Here is a 16552-nt window from a genome sequence, read left to right as displayed (position 1 = left end):
AGTCCCTCAAGCGCCACATAGACATTAGTCGCGCCGGTGGAACCCGAGCGGCGATGAAACCGGGTTACCAATGCAGACCAATCGCTCTCAGGCGAAGGTTCGGTTCCCGACCCGGAACTCCACGCTGTCCAGGATCGGATGGGCCTCCACGGCCGGAAGACTCAGCGCGAATGCGTGAAATGTCTCAGACGTCATCGCGCCCCAATTGAAGGGGCCTTTTTGTCCCCGAGTCGGCGAACAACGAAAGTCGGACGAGCGTGGCGGCCGTTGAATGCCGCGCGAATCGAGGGCCGGCGCACAGAAATCCGGACATTCCGCCCTGCTTGGCAGCTGGGCCGGGTTTTTCACCGAAGTGCAGATCGGTTCACCGAAGTTCGCAAAAACTGCCCCCAAACCGCCCCCAAACGGAGATTTTGCTCCATATACGGAGCATTTTTAAAATCCAATATCCACGCAATCATGTGATATTTCAGAGAAAAATGGTAGGCGGCGACGGGTTCGAACCGCCGACCCTCTCGGTGTAAACGAGATGCTCTGACCAGCTGAGCTAGCCGCCCTCACCATGTCGCGGCGCCCCTTTCGGGATGAGGAGGTCGAGAAGACCGCGCCGCGTTGGATGGGTGCTTTTGCCCGTCCCGGCCTATCCGTTCAAGACGCTTTTCAGACCTTCGCCCGGGCGGAAGCGGGCGGTGCGGGAGGCGGCGCGGCTGATGGTTTGGCCCGTCTGGGGATTGCGGGCGACGCCGGCCTTGCGGTCCACCACCACGAAGCTGCCGAAGCCGACGATGCGGACGTCCTGACCGCTCTTGAGCGCCCCGCTGACGCCGTCGGTGAAGGCGTCCAGCGCCAGCTTCGCCTGGTCGCGCGAGATATCGGCGCCCGCCGCCATGGCGGCGATCAATTCGGCCTTGGTCATCCTGGTCAGCGTCCCCTTGCCGGATGCGTCGCCGCATCCATCCCCACGTGAAGCCCATCCGGGAATCAGTAAGGCCGGGTTTTGGGCTCGCGTCAAAAGAGAAACGCGGCCCGGGAGGTCCCGGACCGCGCTTTTCGTACCTAACGCCGGATCAACCGTAAGGCTGAACCGTCAGTGGCTGACGACCGCCGAGCCGTCCGTCGCCGGCGGAGGCGTGGGGTTCAGCGGCTCGGCCGCCTCGTCCCATTCGACCGGGGTCAGGCTGCCGACCAGGGCCCATTTGAGCGCCTCGTCCGCCGTGGAGATCGGCACGATCTCCAGCGCCGACTTCACATTGTCCGGCACGTCGGCCAGGTCCTTCTCGTTTTCCTGCGGGATCAGCACCGTCTTGATGCCGGAACGCAGGGCCGCGAGCAGCTTCTCCTTCAGGCCGCCGATGGCGGTGACCCGGCCGCGCAGGGTGATCTCGCCGGTCATGGCGATGTCCTTGCGGATCGGGATCCCGGTCAGGACCGAGACCATGGCGACCGTCATGGCCACGCCGGCCGAGGGACCGTCCTTGGGCGTCGCGCCATCCGGCACGTGCACATGGATGTCGGTCTTCTCGAACACCGGCGGCTTGACCCCGATGTTCAGGGCGCGGGCCCGGACGTAGGAGGCGGCGGCGGAGACGGACTCCTTCATCACCTCCTTGAGGTTGCCGGTCACGGTCATGCGGCCGCGGCCCGGCATCTTGATCGCCTCGATGGTCAGGATGTCGCCGCCGAACTCGGTCCAGGCCAGACCGGTGACGATGCCGACCTGATCCTCCTCGTCCGTCTCGCCGTAGCGATACTTCTGGACGCCCGCGTATTCGGCCAGTTTGGCCGCGTCGACGGTGATGGAGTCCACGCCGGTCTTGGCCATCTCGCGCACGGCTTTGCGGGCCAGACCGCCGAAGGCCCGTTCCAGCGACCGCACCCCGGCTTCGCGGGTGTAGTAGCGGATCAGGTCGCGGATGGTCTCGTCCGGCACCACGAACTCGGCCGGCTTCAGACCGTTGTCGGTCGTGACCTTGGGCAGGACGTGACGCTTGGCGATCTCGACCTTCTCGTCCTCGGTGTAGCCGCTGACCCGGATGATCTCCATCCGGTCCATCAACGGTTGAGGCATGTTCAGGCTGTTGGCCGTGGTGACGAACATGACGTTGGACAGGTCGTAGTCGACTTCCAGATAGTGGTCGCCGAAGGCATTGTTCTGGGCCGGGTCCAGCACCTCCAGCAGGGCCGAGGACGGATCCCCGCGCCAGTCGGCGCCCAGCTTGTCGATCTCGTCCAGCAGGATGAAGGCGTTGGTGGTCTTCACCTTCTTCATCGACTGGATGATCTTGCCGGGCATCGAACCGATGTAGGTCCGGCGGTGACCGCGGATCTCGGCCTCATCCCGCACGCCGCCCAGCGACATGCGGATGTATTCGCGGCCGGTCGCCTTGGCGATCGACTTGGCGAGCGAGGTCTTGCCGACGCCGGGAGGGCCGACGAGGCACAGGATCGGACCCTTCAGCGAGTTGGTGCGGGCCTGAACGGCCAGATACTCGATGATCCGTTCCTTGACCTTCTCCAGGCCGTAGTGATCCTCCTCGAGGATGTCCTCGGCCTTGTTGAGGTCGATCGGCTTCTGCTTGGTCTTGCCCCACGGGATCGACAGCAGCCAGTCGAGGTAGTTCCGGACCACGGTCGACTCGGCCGACATCGGACTCATGTTGCGCAGCTTCTTGACCTCGGCCTCGGCCTTGGCGCGGGCTTCCTTGGACAGCTTGGTCTTCCGGATGCGCTTTTCCAGCTCCATGATCTCGTCACGGGCGTCGTCGGTCTCGCCCAGCTCGCGCTGGATCGCCTTCATCTGCTCGTTCAGATAATATTCGCGCTGGGTCTTCTCCATCTGGCGCTTCACGCGCGAGCGGATCTTCTTCTCGACCTGCAGGACGGAGATTTCGCCCTCCATCAGGCCATAGACCTTCTCCAGACGCGCCGGGACCGCGATGGTCTCCAACAGGGCCTGTTTGTCGGCGATCTTGACCGACAGGTGCGCGGCGACGCTGTCAGCCAGCTTGGACGGCTCGGTGATCTGGGGGATGGAGCTGAGGGCCTCGGGCGGGACCTTCTTGTTCAGCTTCACATAGTTCTCGAACTGCTCGACCACGGCGCGCAGCAGGGCCTCGGACTGGGCCGGTTCGCCGGCCTCGTCGGCGATGGTCTCGGCTTCGGCTTCGAAATACTCCTCGCGGTCGGTGAATTTGGTCAGGCGGGCGCGGCCCTTGCCTTCGACCAGGACCTTCACGGTGCCGTCGGGCAGTTTGAGCAGTTGCAGGACGGTGGCGAGGACGCCGACCGGATAGATGGCTTCAGGCGTCGGATCGTCGTCGACGGAGTTCTTCTGGGTGGCGAGCAGGATCTGCTTCTCACCCTTCATGATCTCGTCGAGGGCGCGCACGGATTTCTCGCGACCCACGAACAGGGGCACGACCATGTGCGGGAAAACCACGATGTCCCTCAGAGGCAACACGGGCAGGATTTTGGTCTCGGTCATTCTACTTACTCCCGGGCCATTGGAGATCTCCGGCCCGTCGCTCCGAAAAGCCCCGCGACATGCAGCGACCCCACGAAACGACCCGTCGATTCCGACGGCGCTCAAGGGAGTATGTGGTCTCACGGCCTCAGGGTTCAAGCGTGACCGCTCAACGGTCCACGGAAGCGTGATAAGACCGTGACGCTGGACGGTTCGGGCGTTTTTTCCGCCGGATGCGGACAAATCGGACGAGATCGCCTTGGGCGGCGCATTTCGGCTCCGGCGGGCTCTGTGGCGCGCGGAACTCACTTTAGGCGGGGCTTCGGGCTTAATGGGCGCGATCAGGCCGCCCGCAAGCCTTTCAGAGGAAGCGCAGTTCCTGCAGATCGACCTCGCGGATCAGCTTCTTGCCCGTGTCGGAATCGATCTCGCGGGCGCGCATCAGGCGGCCCAGTTCATCGCGTTCGGCCCTGAGGCCGGCGAGGCGCAGCTGGCGCTCGATCTCGTCCAGACGGCGCGAGGCTTCGATGTCGTCCTCGTCGGTGCGGGTGCGGCTCTCGATGCGCTGGCGATAGAGGGCCATGAGCCGGGCGGCGATGTCCGTATAGGCGTCGGGGTCTGACTTGCCCTCGGACAAGGCGTGGGCCTTGTCCTCGACGGCCTGCAACGCGGCCTCGGCGGCGGCGACGCGGGACCGGTCCTCCTCCTGCTGATGCGAGGGCTCGGGCGGCAGTTCGATGTTCTTCATCAGCCCCGGCAGGACAAGGGTCGCCAGCACCAGCGAGACGATGATCACCCCTGCGGCAAGGAAGATGGCGAGGTTGCGCGACGGCATCTCGGATCCGTCGGCCAGGACGAACGGCAGGGTCAGGATGCCGGCCAGGGTGATCGCGCCGCGCACGCCCGCCATAGACATGACCATGGTCAGGCGCAGACCGACCCTCGGCGGCGGACCGTCCTCCCGGCGGCGCAGCAGGGTCATCTTCAGCGAGGTCCACACCCAGATGAAGCGCAGGGCCGCCAGGGCCGCGACGATGCCGAAGACATAGACCGCCAGCCACCAGATCTCGGGCCGCGAGGTGCCCGCCACCACCTCGGCCGCACGGGCCAGGATGGAGGGCATCTGCTCGCCCAGGATCACGAAGATCACCCCGTTGGCGGCGAACTGGACGGTGTCCCAGACCACGGCGCGGCGGATGCGGGTCGTGGCCAGCTGCTGCGTCTGGCCGCGCTCGGTGAAGCTCATGGTGATGCCGGCCGCGACAGCGGCGAGAATGCCCGAGGCGTGCAGCTCCTCGGCCGCCAGATAGGCGGCGAAGGGGATCAGCAGGCTGACCAGGATCTGGGCCCCGACGTCCTCGCCCCATTTGCGGCTGATGACGTTCTTGATCAGGGAGATGGCCAGGGTGACCACGATGCCGACCGCAACGCCGGCGAGCGCCAGCCAGGCGAAGGTCCCGACCGCATGGCCGATGGAGAAGGCGCCGGTCGTCGCCGCCAGCACCGCGATCCGCATACAGGTCAGGCCGGTGGCGTCGTTCAGCATGGCCTCGCCCTCGAGGATATGCATCAGCCGCTTGGGAATCGGAACGCGGGCGGCGATGGCCTGAACCGCGATCGGGTCGGTCGGCGACAGGATGGCGGCAAGCGCGAAGGCCACCGGCAGGGGCATCTCCGGGATCATCCACCAGATCAGGAAGCCCAGCCCCACGACGGTGAACAGCACCAGCCCGAGCGCCAGCTCCAGGATCACCGCCCGGTCGCGGAACAGATCTTCCTTGGGAATGCGCCAGCCGTCGAGGAACAGCAGGGGCGGCAGGAACAGCAGGAAGAAGATGTCCGGCTTCAGGTCGATGGTATGGCCTGTGATCAGAACCACGACCGCCCCCAGCGCGATCTGCACCAGAGGCAGGGCGATGCGGGTCATCCGCGCCACCGCTCCCGAGACCACGACGGCCAGAAGCAGCAGCAGGACGGTCTCGATCACCGCCATACGGTCAGGCCCCCATGTCGGGATAGAGGCGCTCGAACCGGCCCAGCGCCTGGGGCGCCAGACGGACGACCACATGGGTGCGGCCCGCATCGTCGGTGTCGCGCGAGGTCACGCGGCCGTGCTGATAGAGCCAGGCGAGGGCGTCGCCCTGCTCCGGCTCCAGCGTCAGCCGGGTCTCCGGATCGTCGTCGATCAGGGTGGTGATGACCTGACGCAGGGGTTCGATCCCCTCCCCGGTCCAGGCCGAGACCGCGACCGCCTTGCCTTCGGCGGCGAGACGTTCGGCCTGACCGACGATGGCCTCGCGGGCCTCTTCGTCCAGCAGGTCGATCTTGTTCCAGACCTCCAGCACCCGGCGGGTCTTGCCCTCGGGAATCTCGATCTGTTTGAGCACCTGTTCGACGTCCTTTGCTTGTGCTCCGGAGTCGGGCGAGGCGATGTCGCGGACGTGCAGGATCAGATCGGCCTCGCCGACCTCCTCCAGGGTGGCGCGGAAGCTCTCGACCAGTTCGTGCGGCAGGTCGGAGATGAAGCCGACGGTGTCCGCGACGATGGCCGGCCGGCCCTGCGGCAGGCGGATGGTGCGCTGGGTGGTGTCCAGCGTCGCGAACAGCAGATCCTTGGCCAGGACCTCCGAGCCCGTCAGCCGGTTGAACAGGGTCGACTTGCCGGCGTTGGTGTAGCCCACCAGGGCGATGGTCGGGAACGGCGCCTTCTGCCGCTGCTTGCGGTGCAGGCCGCGCGTGCGGCGCACCTCTTCCAGCTCGCCCTTCAGACGGACGATGCGGTCGGCGATCAGGCGGCGGTCGAGCTCGATCTGGGTTTCGCCGGGGCCGCCGGTCGAGCCGGTGCCGCCGCGTTGCCGCTCGAGGTGGGTCCAGGTGCGGACCAGGCGCGACCGCTCATAGTCGAGCCGGGCCAGTTCGACCTGCAGCCGGCCTTCCTTGGTCCGCGCACGACGGCCGAAGATCTCGAGGATCAGGCCGGTGCGGTCGATGACCTTGCACTCCCAGGCCTTCTCCAGATTGCGTTGCTGGACGGGGGTCAGCTGGTCGTCGACGACCACGGCCTCGGCCTCGGCCGCGCGGACCAGGGCCGCCAGCTCCTCGACCTTGCCGGCGCCGAACAGGGTGGCGGGGGTGGTCTTGCGGATACGCACGATCTCCTCGGCGCGCACGTCGAGGTCCAGCGCGCGGGCCAGGCCCGCCGCCTCTTCCAGCCGTTCCTCCGCCAGTCGGGAGCTTTCGCTACGCCCGTCCGGATGGATGACGATCGCGCGGATCAGGGGAACGGAATGGTCGATCAGTTTTGAAGTCAAAGGGTCTCTGTCGTTTGGGTTCTGCGACGGCGGCACAGGCGCACGCCGTCATCCCCGGCTCGGGGGTCCGGGGATGCAATGTAGTGCGCGTCCCCCCGTTTCGAAAGGACAGGTTTCGTATGCGGCCGTGGGTGACCCGCGAGGGTCGGTCCCCGATCAGTCCTCGTCGGCGTCGGGCTCGTAGAGCTGGACCGGGGCCGAGGGCATGATGGTCGAGATGGCGTGCTTGTAGACCAGCTGCGACTGGCCGTCGCGGCGCAGCAGCACGCAGAAGTTGTCGAACCAGGTCACAATGCCCTGCAGCTTGACGCCGTTGACGAGGAAGATCGTCAGGGGGGTCTTGGTCTTGCGGACCGAGTTGAGGAAGGTGTCCTGAAGGTTCTGACGCTTGTCTTGCGACATGGCAGGTTATTCCTGTTCTTGCTTGTTACGCCCGTCTGGGGAGGACGGGGACCGGATCGAAGCGCCCGGCCCACTCACCTTAGACGCCAGCGAACCGCCGCCGCAACCGCTCGAATAGCTTAATCAGTCGCTTAAATGGCGTCGCGCCGCGCCGCTTCAATATACCGCGCCCTGAGTTTGGTCGCGACCGGGCCCGGCTTGCCGTCGCCGACCTTCGCGCCGTCGATGGAGATCGCGGGCGTCACGAAGCCGCTGGCCGAGGTGTAGAAGGCCTCCTTCGCCGCCTTGGCCTCGTCGACGCTGAACGGGCGTTCGTCCAGTTCGAAGCCTTCCGAGGCCAGGATGTCGAGCACGGCGGCGCGGGTAATCCCGCGCAGGATGTTGGCCTGTGTATCCCGCGTCCTCAGCTTGCCGTCCTGGTCCACGATCCAGGCGTTGGTCGAGGAGCCCTCGGTGACCAGCCCCATCTCGTCGACGAACCAGGCCTCCGCGGCGCCCCGTTCCTTCGCCGCCTGTTTGGCGAGGACGTTGGGCAGCAAACCCACGGTCTTGATGTCGCAACGCCCCCAGCGGATGTCCGGCTGGGTGATCACGGCGACGCCCTTCGCGGCCTGGGCCTCGGAGCGCGGGTAGTTCAGGTTCTTCGCCGTGACGATGACGCTGGGCGGGGTGCCTTCCGCGGGGAAGGCGTGGTCGCGCCGGGCCGTGCCGCGGGTGATCTGCAGATACACGAGGCCGTCGCGCACCCGGTTCCGGCGGATGGTCTCGCGCAGGACCTGCGTCAGGGCCTCCCGGGTCATCGGAGCGGGGATGCGCAGTTCCGTCAGGCTGCGGGCCAGCCGGGTCATATGGCCGTCGTAGTCGGCCAGCCGCCCGTCGAACACGGCCCAGACCTCATAGACGCCGTCGGCGAACTGAAAGCCGCGATCCTCGATATGGACCGTGGCCTCGCCCAGCGGGGCGTACTGGCCGTTGACGTAGGCGACGCGCGACATCAGTCCAGACTTCCTTCGTCGTCATCCCCGCCGCGCGACGGCGAGACGCCCAGCGACTTCAGCTTCCTGTGCAGCGCCGAGCGCTCCATGCCGATGAAGGCGGCGGTGCGCGAGATATTGCCGCCGAAACGCATGATCTGGGCGGCCAGATACTCGCGTTCGAACACCTCGCGCGCTTCACGCAGCGGCAGGGCGATGGTGCGCTCGGCCCCCATGGAGGCGCCCGAGTTGGACGAGGCCACCTCCTGCGGCAGCATCTCGGCGCTGATCGGGTCGTTGAGGTCGCCGGTCGCCAGGATCAGCAGCCGCTCGACGTTGTTGCGCAGCTGGCGGACGTTGCCCGGCCAGGGATGGACCTGCAGCACGGCGACGGCGTCGTCACCCATGCGCCGGCGCGGCAGGCCCTGCGAGCTCGACAGGCTGTCGATGAAATAGTCGACCAGTTCGGAGATGTCCTCCCGGCGTTCCGACAGCGGCGGAACGCGGATCGGCACCACGTTCAGGCGATGGAACAGGTCCTCGCGGAACCGGCCCTCGGTGATCTCGACCTTCAGGTCGCGCGAGGTCGAAGTGACGACACGGACATCGACCTGCACGTCCTGTTCGCCGCCGACCCGGCGGAAACGCTGGTCGACGAGGACCCGCAGGATGCGGCTCTGGCTCTCGCGCGGCATGTCGCCGACGTCGTCGAGATACAGGGTGCCATTATGGGCGCGCTCGAACACGCCGATCTTGCGCGGACGGCCGTCGGCCCCCTCCTCCCCGAACAGTTCGACATCGAGGCGTTCGGGCGTCATGCCGGCGGCGGAGATGGCGACGAACTCGCCGCGGCCGCGCGGGCTGGCCTCGTGGATCTGACGCGCGACCAGTTCCTTGCCCGAACCGGGCGGGCCCGAGATCAGGACGCGGCTGTTGGCCGGAGCCACCTTGGAGATGGTCGAACGCAGGGCCTGGGCCGCCGCCGACCGGCCGATCAGGCCCGACGGCGCCATGGCCTGGGCGCGCAGGCGGCGGTTCTCGCGCTTCAGGCTGGCGGCCTCCAGCGCGCGCTCGATGACCACCACCAGCCGATCAGACTTGAACGGCTTCTCGATGAAGTCATAGGCGCCGCGCTTCAGGGCGCTGACGGCGGTTTCGATATTGCCGTGGCCCGAGATCATGACGACCGGCAGGTCGGCGTCCAGCTCCTTGACCATGTCGAGCAGCTCCAGCCCGTCCATGCCCCCGCCCTGCATCCAGATGTCGAGCACCAGAAGGGTGGGCTTGCGCGCACGGATGCCCGCCAGGGCCTCCTCGGCGTTGGACGCCACGCGCACGGCGTGGCCTTCGTCCTCGAGCAGGCCCGAGACCAGTTCGCGAATGTCCGCCTCGTCATCGACGATCAGGATGTCAGCGCCAGTAGAACGCATATCGCCTCGCTATTCGGCCGCGACCACACCGGACGCACGGGCGTCGTCGGCGGTCTTGGGGTGGGGGTTCAGGGGGAAGATCAGACAGACCCGCGCGCCATGCAGGGTCTCCGCGTCGGCCAGCTTCAGCTCGCCGCCATGGTCCTCGCAGATGCGTTTGACGATGGCGAGGCCGAGGCCGGTGCCCTTCTCGCGGGTGGTGACATAGGGCTCGGTCAGGCGGTCGCGGTCGCGCGTCGGCAGACCCTTGCCGTCGTCCTCGATGACGAAGGTGGCGATTCCGTTCTCGACCGACAGCCTGGCGATGATCGCGGGCGCGGCCTCGTCCGCATCGGGCGTGCCGAGACGGCGGGCGGCGACGGCCTCTCCGGCGTTCTTGAGGATGTTGGCGAGGGCCTGACCGACCATGCGGCCGTCGGCCTGGAACTTCACTTCCGGCAGGGGCTCGACCATGTCGACGGCGATGTCGGGCGCCGCGACCCGCTGGGCGAAGACCGCCGCGCGCAGCAGCTCGGCCGGGTTCTCGGTCGTGAAGCGCGGCGTCGGCATCCGGGCGAAGGACGAGAACTCGTCGACCATCCGGCCGATGTCGCCCACCTGACGGATGATGGTGTCGGTGCAGCGGTCGAAGACCTCGACGTCGTCGCCGATCCGCGCGCGATACTTGCGCCGCAACCGCTCTGCCGACAGCTGGATCGGGGTCAGGGGGTTCTTGATCTCATGGGCGATGCGGCGGGCCACGTCGCGCCAGGCGGCGTTGCGCTGGGCGGTGACGAGACGGGTGATGTCGTCGAAGGTCAGGACCATCTCCCCGCCCTGCCCACCCTCGATACGGACGCGCAGGCGCCGGGTCTCGCCCTCGCGCGCCACATCGATGTCCTCTTCGATATGGGCCTCGACCCTGCTGACCAACTCGGACAGTTCGGGCGCCACCTCGGCCAGGGGGCGGCCATAGACGTCGGCCTCGGCGATGGAGAGCAGTTGCAGGGCGCTGTCGTTGATGGCCGAGATCCGGCCGCGCCGGTCCAGACCGATCACGCCCGCGCTGACACCCGACAGCACGGTCTCGATGAACAGGGTGCGCGACTGGGCGTCTTCGGACGCGGTCTTCAGCGCCGCCTGCTGATGCTCCAGGTCGCCGGTCATGCGGTTGAAGGCCTCGGACAGGTCGGCGATCTCGCCGGGCGCGCCCTGGTTGTCGACACGGGCGCTCAGGTCGCCGCCCGCCACCTGGTCCGCCGCCTTGATCAGCCGCCCGATCGGACCGGAGATGGCGCTGGCCGCCGACATGCCCAGCCAGACCGCGCCGACCAGCACCAGCAGGGCGGTCTCAAGATAGCTGAGGGCGAAGGCGGACTGGATGCGCGCGCGGCTCTCCTCTGCCTCGCGATAGCCCTGGATCGACACCACGGCCGCGCGCATCTGGGCGACCAGACCCGGCGCCAGGGGCCGCACGACATAGAGGTAGGCGTCGCCGTATCCCGGCAGGGGATAGAGGGCGCGGACGGTGTCGGGGTTCTCGGTCACCTGCACGGGCGCGTCAGAGCCCTCGGCCGCGATCTCCAGCGCGGAGCGCGGCGGGGCGACATAGGGCGGGGCGTCCGGCAGTTCGCCGCGCGCCAACACCTCGCCGTCGCCGTTCAGGATATAGACCGCAGGATAGCCGAAGAAGTCCGCGATCTGGGTCAGGGCGCCGGTGAACTGGATACGGTTGTCGAAGACCTGACGCACCCCGCCCAGCTCATTGGACATGGCGCCCAGATCGCGGGTCATGCGGCCGCCGACGTCGGCGATATAGGCCTTGCCGATCGAGGCGCCGTTGTCGACCGCGTCGGAAACGTTCTTGCTGAACCACTGGTCCACGCCCCGGTTGACCAGCACCCCGAACACCAGGGCGATCAGAATGGCCGGCACCACCGCCACGAGGGAAAACAGGGCGACGAAGCGCAGGTGCAGCCGGGCGCCCGGATCGGTGTTGCGGACGCGGACCAGCCGCATCACCTGGGTCCCGATGATGACCGCCAGGACGCCGATCAGGATCAGGTTGGCCAGAAGGATCAGCAGCACCGCCTGACCGGCGACGGCGCGCGCCCCGCCGTCGGCCGTGGCGCCGGGCGCGATGGCCACCAGCCAGATCGCCGCCGCCGCCGTCAGCACCGCGATGCCGTACGCCGCGCCGAACAGGGCGCGTGCGCGACCAGCCGCGAACCGGGCCCAGAGGCTGGGCTCGGCCCCGGTCGTGGTCAGGGCTTCATTATCGGCGCCCGGCAGGGAGGCGGGTGTGTCCGTCATGCCGCATCAGCTTCAACCAGCTGTGGCGAAAACTCAACAGGAGAGTTGCCGAAATGAGGCATCGGTAACCAAAGGTTTTTCAGCTCCCGGATCACGTCTTCGGGATCGTCGAGCCGACAGAGCCGCGACTTGGCCGCGCGGCGCTCCCCCGGGTCGGCGGGCCAGGGCGCCTGTTCGACGTACCAGCCCAGGTGTTTGCGGAACATCTTCAGCCCCACCGGCCCGTCATAGAAGGCGACCGAGGCCCTCAGATGCTCGGCGACGATGGCCAGCCGCGCCTCGGGTCCCGGCTCCTCGAGCTCTGTCCCGTCGGCCAGGGCCCGGTCCAGATGGGCCGCCAGCCAGGGCCGTCCGTAGACGCCGCGGCCCAGCATCAGGGCGTCGGCGCCCGACCGCTCCAGCGCCTCACGCGCCTGACCGGCGGTGATGATGTCGCCGTTGACGATGACCGGGATCCCGACGGCCGCCTTGACCTCCCCTACCGCGTCCCAGTCGGCGACGCCGGTGTAGAACTGCTGGCGCGTGCGGCCATGCACGGTGACGGCGGCGACGCCCAGTTCCTCGGCCCGTTTGGCCAGCCAGGCGGCGTTCTTGCTGTCGTCGTCCCAGCCGAGGCGCATCTTGACCGTCACCGGCCGGCTGACGGCCCCGACGGCGGCGGCGATCAGGCGCGAGGCCAGGTCGGGCGTGCGCATCAGGGCCGAGCCCGAAGCCGCGCCCGTGACCTCCTTGGCCGGGCAGCCGAAATTCAGGTCGATGATGTCGGCGCCGGCGGCCTCGGCCATCCGCGCGCCCTCGGCCATGGCGCCGGGATCGCGGCCGACCAGCTGGATCACCGTCAGGGGCAGGCCGCCGCCGACAGCCGCGCGCCGCACCACGTCGGGCCGCCCGCGCGCCAGCTCGGCCGAGGCCACCATTTCGGTCGCCACATAGGCCGCGCCCAGCCTGGAGGCGAGCAGACGGAACGGCAGGTCGGTGACCCCCGTCATCGGCGCCATCAGCACCCGGCCCGCGATCTCCACGTCGCCGATCTTGAGGATGTTGCCAGAACTGTCCGTCATCGGCCCTTTCCGCCGTCTTTCAGTTCCTCTCGTCAAGCCGAACCGGGGCGATTAGAAGGCCGCCATGACATTCGCCGCCATCGTCGTCGCCGCCGGAACCGGCTCCAGAGCCGCTGACTCCGCCGGCATCGCCAAGCAATGGCGTCTACTGGGCGGCAAGCCCGTGCTGCGCTGGTCCGTCGAGGCCCTGTTGGCTGCGGGGGCGGAAGACGTCGCTGTCGTGGTCTCCCAAGACGGGCATGAGGCGGCCGGAGCGGCTCTGGCGGGTCTGACCGGCTGGCGCTCCGTCACCGGCGGCGCGACCCGGGCCGAGTCGGTGCGCGCCGGGCTGGTGAGCCTGACCGGCCCGACCGACCAGATCGTCCTGATCCACGACGCCGCCCGTCCGCTGTTGAGCGCGCCCGTGATCCGGCGGCTGCTCACCGCCCTGGACACCGCCGACGGCGCCCTGCCCGCCCTGCCCGTCGCCGACACGCTCAAGAAGACTTCAGGCGACGCCATCACCGGCACGGTCGACCGCGACGGCCTCTGGCGCGCCCAGACCCCCCAGGCCTTCCGCCGGGATCGCCTTGAGGCGGCGTGGGCCAACTGGTCCTCCGCGGAAAGCCCCACCGACGACTGCGCCGTGGTCGAGGCCGACGGCGGCGAGGTCGTGGTCGTCGAGGGCGACGCCCGACTGATGAAACTCACCTTCCCCGAGGATTTCGCCATGGCCGAGGCCCTGATCGCCGCTGAAACCCGTATGCAGACCCGCGTCGGCTCCGGCTTCGACGCCCACCGCTGGGGTCCCGGCGGCTCGGTCTGGCTGTGCGGCATCGAGATCCCCCACGACCAGACCCTGATCGGCCATTCGGACGCCGACGCCGGCCTGCATGCCCTGACCGACGCCATCCTCGGCGCTCTGGGCGACGGCGACATCGGCGACCACTTCCCGCCGACAGATCCGAAGTGGAAAGGCGCTTCGTCCGACCGTTTCCTCGAATACGCCGCGCAGAAGGTCACGGCGCGCGGCGGCCGGATGGTCCATGTCGACGTCACCCTGATCTGCGAGCGGCCCAAGGTGAAGCCGCACCGTCAGGCCATGCGCGAGCGCGTCGCCGCCATCCTGTCCCTGCCGCTCGACGCCGTCAGCGTGAAGGCCACCACCACCGAGGCCATGGGCTTCACCGGCCGTGGCGAGGGCCTGGCCGCCCAGGCCGTCGCGACGATCGAACTACCCGGCTGATCAGGGCTGCTCCCACTGCGCCTTGAGGTGCCGCCACAGGGAGCCGAACAGGTTCACATAGTCGTCGGTCCAGGGCCGGACCTTCGGATCGCGCAGATGCGCCCAGCGGGGGTCCGCCTCGAACTCGGCCAGCCCCTCTTCCGTCGGCGACAGGATCAGGGCCTCGGTCGAGGCCTCGGCCATGTCGGGGGCGTCGGGGTCCTCGATATAGATCTGGTGCAGGTGCGGCGCCTTCAGCGCCCGCGCCGCCGCCTCGGCCGGTCCGGTGATGTCGAGATTGCGGTTCGACAGGTGCAGGATGACGACGCCGGTGGGCTTGAGCAGCTTCAGATAGCCGGCGATCGCCTCTTCGGTCAGCAGATGGGTCGGCACCGAGTCGGACGAGAAGGCGTCGATCAGCAGCAGGTCGTAGGTCCCCGCCGGCTGCTTCACCAGCGACAGCCGCGCGTCGCCCAGCACGGTGTCGATAGCCCCGCCCGGCCCGTCCTGCTTCGAACAGCCGTTGATGAAGGTGAACCATTTCGGATCGCGCGACAGCCTGTTCACCATCGGGTCGATCTCGAAGAAGGTCAGCCGGTCCTCGGCCCGCTTGTAGCCCGCCATGGCGCCGGAGCCCTGCCCCACCACCCCGATGCGGATGCCCCAGGCCCGGTTCTGCACCGCCTGCGTCACCTGACCGATCGGGGTCGCGGGCGCATAGTAGAGGGTCGGCAGACAGGCATGGGCCGGGTCGCGCGGCTGGGCCCCGTGCAGGGTCGTGCCGTGCATCAGGACGTGCACCTTACCGCCCAGCCGGTCGTCGCGGGTATCGGCGACCCGCATCACCCCGAAGAAGCTGCGCTCCGTCAGGGCCCAGTCGTAGCCCCGGCCGATGGTCAGGGTGACGATGGCGATCAGGGCGCTGATGATCACAAAGGCCGGCATCCGGTCGCGGATCAGAAAGGCCGCGATCATGGCGAACAGCAGGATCAGCTGGGTCGTCTGCTCCATGGAGACATTGACGTTGCGGCTCCAGGCCCAGGCCAGGTCCCAGTTGGCGTCGAACACACCCTTGAGCACGATGGGCGCCAGGCAGATCAGGATGGCCGCGACGAAGACATAGACCTCCCACTTGCGGATCGGCGCTTTGCTGTTGGGCCGCGCCAGACCGACCAGCACCAGCACCAGCGGATACTCCAGCACCGTGCTGAAGATGACCGGCGCCAGCAGGGCCGTGAAGGCGCCGCCGACCACCCCGCCCAGCGACATCAGCAGATAGAATTCGGTCAGCCGGTCCGGCGCCGGACGCCGGGCCGCCAGCCTCTGGTGACACATCAGCGCCAGGAAGAAGAAGGCCGTCAGGTGCAGGCCGAACATCATCGCCCAGTTGCCCGAGCGCGAGGCGGTGAAGCAGATGCAGACGATGCCCACCGCCGCCGCGATCATCAGGGTGATCGGCAGCGGGATGATGGGCCGGTTCTGGAAGGCGATGACGAAGGTCAGCAGATAGAGCGCCAGCGGGATGACCCACAGGAAGGGCGCTGAGGCCACGTCGGTCGACAGATGCGCCGTCACCCCCAGCATCAGGCTGGACGGCCCCGCCGCCAGCAGCACCAGCACCGCCTTCTCGCGCCAGGGAATGGTCGGGCTGACCGGCAGCGCCTCGGGTTCGACCGGAACGGACGCGTCGAGGCGGCGGCGCCAGACCACGAAGGCCAGGGCCACGACCATCAGAAGGAAGGCCGCATAGCCGCCGCTCCAGCCGACCCTCTGGCCCGACAGCGACATCAGGGGCTCGATCACGACCGGATAGGCCAGCAGGGCCAGGAAGCTGCCGAGGTTCGACGCGGCATAGAGGACATAGGGGTTCTGGCCGTCCGCATGGCCGGCGCGAACCCGGGCGTACCAGGCCTGCAGCAGGGGCGCGGTCGCCGACAGGATGGCGAAGGGCGCGCCGACCGACAGGGTCAGGGTGGCCAGCAGCCAGCCGATGGGCGCGGCCGGGTTCGGCTCGCCCAGCAGGCCGCTGATCTTGAGCGGCAGGAACAGGGCCGCCAGCACCAGCAGGGCCAGATGCACCATCAGCTGCGTCCGCACCGCCTTCAACCGCTGCAGCGCATGGGCATAGGCGTAGCCGGCCAGAAGCGCGGTCTGGAAGAAGACCATGGAGGTGTTCCACACCGACGGCGACCCACCCAGCATCGGCAGCACCAGCTTGGTGACCATCGGCTGGACCACGAACACCAGGGCCGCCGAGGTGAAGATGGCCACCGCGAACAACAGGGGCGCCGGATCGCGCCCAAAGGCGCCATGGAGGGGCTGAACGGAAACGCTGTCGATATCGGTGTCGGTCATCAGGGCTCCGTCACGGTCCAGCGGTCGACAGACCGGCGGGCGGCGGTCACCCTAGGCCGA

General features: G+C 68.1%; 11 protein-coding genes and 1 tRNA gene. 1 reads left to right on the top strand and 11 read right to left on the bottom strand.

What is annotated here, in order from left to right; translation table 11 throughout:
• Positions 1-480 precede the first annotated feature (480 nt).
• The 10 genes from ACW172_RS17040 to dusB all read right to left on the bottom strand — a co-directional run bounded on the left by ACW172_RS17040 (position 481) and on the right by dusB (position 12933).
• Positions 481-557: transfer RNA gene (locus tag ACW172_RS17040), tRNA-Val, on the bottom strand.
• 83 nt (positions 558-640) lie between these two features.
• Positions 641-916, bottom strand: coding sequence for an HU family DNA-binding protein (locus tag ACW172_RS17035; protein ID WP_492032624.1), 276 nt, complete (start codon positions 914-916; stop codon positions 641-643).
• 171 nt (positions 917-1087) lie between these two features.
• Positions 1088-3484: an endopeptidase La gene (gene lon, locus ACW172_RS17030; protein ID WP_492032623.1), complete on the bottom strand. Its 2397-nt coding sequence runs from the start codon at positions 3482-3484 to the stop codon at positions 1088-1090.
• A 340-nt stretch (positions 3485-3824) separates the two neighbouring features.
• Positions 3825-5456: a Na+/H+ antiporter gene (locus ACW172_RS17025; RefSeq protein WP_492032622.1), complete on the bottom strand. Its 1632-nt coding sequence runs from the start codon at positions 5454-5456 to the stop codon at positions 3825-3827.
• Positions 5457-5460: 4 nt separating this feature from the next.
• Entirely contained in the window at positions 5461-6774 is a 1314-nt protein-coding gene (hflX, locus tag ACW172_RS17020) for a GTPase HflX (RefSeq protein ID WP_492032621.1), read from the bottom strand.
• Positions 6775-6930: 156 nt separating this feature from the next.
• On the bottom strand, positions 6931-7176 hold the full coding sequence (hfq, locus tag ACW172_RS17015) for an RNA chaperone Hfq (protein WP_131249128.1): 246 nt from the start codon (positions 7174-7176) through the stop codon (positions 6931-6933).
• Between the two features lie 131 nt (positions 7177-7307).
• Positions 7308-8171 carry a D-amino-acid transaminase gene (locus ACW172_RS17010; RefSeq protein WP_492032620.1) on the bottom strand — a complete coding sequence of 288 codons (864 nt, stop codon included), beginning with the start codon at positions 8169-8171 and terminating at the stop codon, positions 7308-7310.
• Positions 8171-9580, bottom strand: a complete 1410-nt coding sequence (gene ntrX / locus ACW172_RS17005) for a nitrogen assimilation response regulator NtrX (protein WP_492032619.1) — start codon at positions 9578-9580, stop codon at positions 8171-8173. The genes ACW172_RS17010 and ntrX overlap by 1 nt, the downstream gene beginning before the upstream one ends.
• A 9-nt stretch (positions 9581-9589) precedes the next feature.
• Positions 9590-11872, bottom strand: coding sequence for a sensor histidine kinase NtrY-like (locus ACW172_RS17000; protein ID WP_492032618.1), 2283 nt, complete (start codon positions 11870-11872; stop codon positions 9590-9592).
• Entirely contained in the window at positions 11869-12933 is a 1065-nt protein-coding gene (dusB, locus tag ACW172_RS16995) for a tRNA dihydrouridine synthase DusB (protein WP_492032617.1), read from the bottom strand. The genes ACW172_RS17000 and dusB overlap by 4 nt, the downstream gene beginning before the upstream one ends.
• A gap of 64 nt (positions 12934-12997) precedes the next feature.
• Here dusB and ACW172_RS16990 point away from each other — a divergent pair, with 64 nt between their 5' ends.
• Positions 12998-14158 (top strand): bifunctional 2-C-methyl-D-erythritol 4-phosphate cytidylyltransferase/2-C-methyl-D-erythritol 2,4-cyclodiphosphate synthase, encoded by a 1161-nt coding sequence (locus ACW172_RS16990; protein ID WP_492032616.1) that lies wholly within the window; start codon positions 12998-13000, stop codon positions 14156-14158.
• On the opposite strand, the gene ACW172_RS16985 is transcribed toward ACW172_RS16990, so the two are convergent.
• A complete protein-coding gene (locus ACW172_RS16985; RefSeq protein WP_492032615.1) occupies positions 14159-16492 on the bottom strand; it encodes a fused MFS/spermidine synthase in 2334 nt (777 codons plus the stop codon).
• Positions 16493-16552 lie beyond the last annotated feature (60 nt).

It is taken from the genome of Brevundimonas sp. ALps5, assembly GCF_058681645.1.
Note: the sequence above shows the minus strand (reverse complement) of the source record. Positions and strands in the feature narration are given on the sequence as shown.